Source organism: Fluoribacter gormanii (genome assembly GCF_900156395.1).
GTDB lineage: Bacteria > Pseudomonadota > Gammaproteobacteria > Legionellales > Legionellaceae > Legionella > Legionella gormanii.
Genome location: NZ_FTNL01000028.1, coordinates 38,261 through 41,850 on the forward strand (window position 1 = coordinate 38,261; position 3,590 = coordinate 41,850).

A 3,590-nucleotide genomic window follows, 5' to 3' on the forward strand; every position below is an offset into this window, starting at 1 on the left:
CAGCAAAACAAAGATCAGCAAAACAAAGATCAGCAAAACAAAGATCAGCAGAATAGTGAAGCGCAATCTGAAGCAGAACGAGAAAAACAACAAGCCAAAGAACAATGGTTGCGCTTGATTCCAGATGATCCAGGCGGGTTGATGCGAGAAAAATTCTTACGTGACCATTTACGAAGAGAACGCGGGTGGTATCAATGAAAAAAATAATAATTATTGGTTTCTTTTGTTTATTTAGTGCATTCGCCAATGCTGAAGTACACGTGCAAGTTGAGCCTTCTCAAGCAAGCATTGATGATTCTTTCAGATTAATTTTAACTCAAGATAATTTACAAAATGGGGGTATTCCGGATCTGACCCCGCTACAAAAGAATTTTATGATTCTTGGTACCGAACGTCGTATGAATTATTCGATCATTAATGGCCAAGCACAATCATCTAGTGAATGGACTATTACTTTAAAGCCACAAAAAGAAGGTAAAGTAACAATTCCCGCGATTAAAATTGGCAGGGACTATACAAAACCCCTGACAATTGAGGTAACCACAGGTACGACATCGCAAAATTCCTCCAAAGACAATTCTGCCAATCAAAACAATCAGGATCTATATTTAACTACCGAAGTTGACAAAAAAAGCCCTTATGTCAATCAGCAAATTATTTATAAAGTGACTTTATACAATTCAAAACATCTTTTAGATGCAGATTATAAAGGACCACAAGTAGAAAATGCCCTGCTCATCCCTTTGGGGGAGGAAAAACGCTCCCAGATCCAAAAAAATAATGTGACTTATCTTGTGGAAGAACAAAATTATGCCGTTTTTCCACAAAAAAGTGGTCCTTTAAAAATAAAATCACCGGTATTTACCGCATTGATCTATGATTTTAATCCTGAGCGAGTAAAAGCTCAGGACAAAACCATTAACATCGACGTACAACCAATTCCTAAAGAATATTCAGGTAAAATTTGGCTGCCAGCAAAACAAGTTAAGTTAATGGAAGAATATGAACAATCCGAAAAAACTATCGCTCAAGGCAACACCTTAATTCGTAGTGTAATTATTGAAGGAGTAGGAATCCCAGCACAACTTTTACCTACACTCAATTTTGCCGAAACAGACGGGGTTAATGTTTATCCGGAGAAAGGTAAAGATAAAAACCGGGTCACCTATGGTGAATTGATTGGCCGCACAGAAATCAAAGTCACCTATTTATTCAATAAAGCAGGAAAAATAACAATTCCTGAACTCAAACTCCCTTGGTTCAATACGGAAACAGGTAAGGAAGAACTAGCCACCTTACCTGCAAAAACCTTTGAAGTAACTCCTTCTAACACCGCACCTGCAACAAATACAACCCAACCTACCTTATCTCAAAATCAGCAGATCACTCAACCAACAAAAGAAGTGAGTGAGCTTACTACTACTCCAGAAAAATTTGATTGGGCCTGGATAGTCGCCGCACTTTTTGCATTTGCCTGGATCGTTACTTTAGGCTTATGGGGATGGCAAAAGCGCAATAAAAATACCCAGAGAGGTCAATACAAAAACGTATTAAATAATCTTCATAAAGCATGTGCGCAAGCTAATCCTCAACAAACACGGGATGCCTTATTAAAGTGGGCCAATCTTTATTGGCCAGATGCCCCTATATTAAATTTAACTGATTTAACTCGCCTTACGACTGACGCGACGTTCAAAAAACAAGTGCAAATCCTATCTCAAGTTTTATACAAAAATAAAGAAAAAACCTTGTGGCGCGGTGATGAATTATGGAGCAGTGTTCAGCAATTGAAAAAAAATAATCCGAGAAAAAAAGAAAATGAACAGGCTCTCCCGCCTATTAATCCCGTTTGATACGTGGAACCACGATAGGTCATCCTCTAAATTGATGTCATTACCGTGCAGGCGAGGATGACATTATTGCTCTTATTTAAATTGATGGATGTTCATCTTCTTCTGGTAATTCCTCATCACTTTTTTTCTTTTTAGCATCGGTGATTTTTAAAGTAGGAGTTGGTGTCGTTAACTCTGATTCTGGGTGTGTATCAATAATTGGAAAATCCGCCACGAGTTGTTCTAACCGTTTTGCATCTTTTTTTATTATAGCCATATCATATTTAACCTTCATAGATGAAGTTTCAAAGTCTTTATCAGTCAAATCGTCTTTTGCGCCTTTATCTTCATCGTTTTTAGCGGGCCCTGTCTTTCTTGTAATTATATTAACTATTTTTCCCGCAAGAAACTTAAATAAAGGATAGGTAACACGCCCAACCACATAGATAGCAGCCAAAGAAGCTGCAGCAGCAAGTATTGGAAGTCCTGCCGGAGGGAATGCTAAACTGACTATGGCACCAATTAATGCCAGCGAAGTGAACGCCACACCTGCTGTTTTATCCAAAGTAGCTATCGTACCGAGCTTAGCCAATTTTTCCTTACCAATCTCCTGAGTATCATATAATTTTTGCAACTCGTTTAATTGTTCCTTAATTTCATGTCGTTCCGTTTTGATTTTCTCTTCCAGGTATTTGATGTTCTCTCTTTGCCCTTCAAGCTTTGCCTTTTTTGCTTCGCTCTCTAATTGTTCCAGGCTATCAATTAGATGAGTTATCCGATTTTTTTTGATATCAATATCTTTTTCTATTTGTGCTAACTGATCTTTTACTTCATATCGTTTGTAATAAAGCTTGGCAAGGGTGACTACACTTAAGCCCAAGGCAGCGATTGAGAGCACTAAGGCAATAATAGGGGCTGAAGGAGGAAATGCTAAAGCGGTTATCGTAAGCCCCAAAAGCACTGCTGAATATAAAAAACGGGCATTACGTGACAGCGTAATCGGTGATTCTTGATTCGCTATATAGGCAGCTATATAAATACATGGAATCCTAATAAAATCAATTGCAGCATTCACTACTCTAATGATTAGAAAAGCATTACCTGCTACATCTGAAGCATGAGTGAGATGCCCTTGGATTTGTACCATACTCGTAATAGTACTCCCAGCTCCCTCTGCAGACTCAATAAACTTGTTAAAAAATGGGAGCGTTTTCAATATAGATTGCACAATAGATTTTTTGGATACTTTAGTACCTTTCATTGATTTTAATTTTTTTCTTAAATGAATTATCGAAAAGTCTTCGAGTTCAGTTTCATGTTCATCAAAAAACATACTTACTCCAATAAAAATTATCTATTTATTCATAGTATAACAACTTATTATGATTTAAATATGAACAAAAATTATGTTAGGTCTAAAACCGCATTGCCTCAAATTACCTGTTGCCGAAGCCGAAGCCAGATAAGCATATAAATTGCATCGTTGCCTCAATATCACTGTTGCCGAAGGAGGGAGAACGGCATGGGAGAATTGAGGATGGATTTATATTTAAAAACACAACGTTGGCGTTATCGCTGTGGTAATCGTGCTGTAAAAAAACGTATGTTGGATGAGTTTTGCGAAACCCATGGTTATCATCGTAAAGCTGCAGCTAGGTTATTAAGGCAGTTACCCATCGCTGATAAAAAACCTAAAAAACCAGGCAAAAAGAAAATTTATGACCCTAGTATATTATTGGAGCCGCTTAAAAAGATTTG

2 protein-coding genes and 2 pseudogenes are annotated in these 3,590 nt (G+C 37.5%); 3 read left to right on the forward strand and 1 reads right to left on the reverse strand.

Annotated features, from left to right (window positions below; all coding sequences use genetic code 11):
* Together BW930_RS17380 and BW930_RS14880 are read left to right on the forward strand one after the other, a co-directional pair.
* A pseudogene (locus tag BW930_RS17380) lies at positions 1-198 on the forward strand (tetratricopeptide repeat protein); the annotation flags it as partial.
* A complete protein-coding gene (locus tag BW930_RS14880; protein ID WP_058469396.1) occupies positions 195-1,853 on the forward strand; it encodes a BatD family protein in 1,659 nt (552 codons plus the stop codon). The pseudogene BW930_RS17380 and the gene BW930_RS14880, both read left to right, overlap by 4 nt.
* Positions 1,854-1,929: 76 nt before the next feature.
* Here BW930_RS14880 and BW930_RS14885 read toward each other — a convergent pair whose 3' ends face one another.
* Entirely contained in the window at positions 1,930-3,165 is a 1,236-nt protein-coding gene (locus BW930_RS14885) for a hypothetical protein (RefSeq protein WP_058469397.1), read from the reverse strand.
* 189 nt (positions 3,166-3,354) lie between these two features.
* Here BW930_RS14885 and BW930_RS14890 point away from each other — a divergent pair.
* Positions 3,355-3,590, forward strand: a pseudogene (locus BW930_RS14890) (integrase); the annotation flags it as partial.

Coding starts and splice junctions, on each gene's coding strand:
- BW930_RS14880 (WP_058469396.1), top strand. CDS start 195: ATGAAAAAAATAATAATTATTGGTTTCTTTTGTTTATTTAGTGCATTC.
- BW930_RS14885 (WP_058469397.1), bottom strand. CDS start 3,165: ATGTTTTTTGATGAACATGAAACTGAACTCGAAGACTTTTCGATAATT.